The sequence below is a fragment of the Streptomyces megasporus genome (assembly GCF_000718985.1).
Lineage (GTDB): Bacteria > Actinomycetota > Actinomycetes > Streptomycetales > Streptomycetaceae > Streptomyces > Streptomyces megasporus.
The window spans coordinates 1-975 of record NZ_JODL01000068.1; the positions used below are offsets into that span (position 1 = coordinate 1).

1 protein-coding gene is annotated in these 975 nt (G+C 68.5%); it reads left to right on the plus strand.

The genetic code is table 11. From position 1 onward, the window contains the following. Positions 1-66: 66 nt before the first annotated feature. Positions 67-951, plus strand: a complete 885-nt coding sequence (locus tag IF47_RS0126650) for an IS982 family transposase (RefSeq protein ID WP_031511576.1) — start codon at positions 67-69, stop codon at positions 949-951. Positions 952-975 lie beyond the last annotated feature (24 nt).

The window sequence follows — 975 nt, forward strand, 5'->3', positions numbered from 1 at the left end:
CTAGATGAATGAGTCCGATGTCTGTCCTGGTCGCGACCATGGCGAAGGGCGCCCGTTGGTCAGTGTGTGAAGACAAACCTGGACGCCCTTCTGGCAGCACTGTACGTGTTCATCGACGACCACGTGGCGCCATGCCGCCGGATCGGGCGACCTCCGAAACTGACGGACGCCGAACTGCTGTGCCTGGCCGTCGCCCAGGTCCTGCTCGGCTTTCCCTCCGCTCGGCACTGGATCCGCTTCGCCCACGCCCGGCTGGGGCACCTCTTCCGCTACCTGCCCCAGCAGTCCGGCTACACCAAGCGCCTCAACGCGGCCGGGCCGCTGATCAGCCACGTGATCGAGGCGCTGGCCCGACAGGTGCCCACCTGGCACGACGACCTGCGGCTGATCGACTCCACCCCACTGCCGTGCGCGGCCTCTCGCGAGACGGTCAAACGCTCCGACCTGGCCGGACACGCCGGCTACGGATACTGCCGCAGCCACTCCCGGTTCTTCTGGGGCCTGCGGCTCTACCTGGTCACCACCGCCGAGGGCATGCCCGTCACCTGGTGCCTGGCCCACCCCAAACTCGGCGAGCGCGAGGTGATGGCCGCGCTGCTGGAGCGCGACCACCGCCTGATCCGGGCCGGGCAGGTAATCCTCGCCGACAAGGGCTTCGCCGGGCGGGAGTTCGAAGCCTTCATCACCGAACGGCTCGGCGCCCACCTGGTGCGGCCCGACCGCAAGGACGAGCCGGTCCGGCACGGCCGTCTCGCCCGGGTGCGCCAGTGGATCGAGGCAGTGATCGACACCCTCAAGGGCCAGCTCAGCCTGGAACAACACGGCGGCAGAACCCCGGCCGGGGTCTTCGCCCGCACCGGCCAACGACTCCTCGCCCTGGCCACCGCCATCTGGCACAACTGGACCACCGGCGCCCCGGTCAAGCGATCCCTGATCGCCTATGACCACTGAAGACATCGGACTCATTCATCTAGC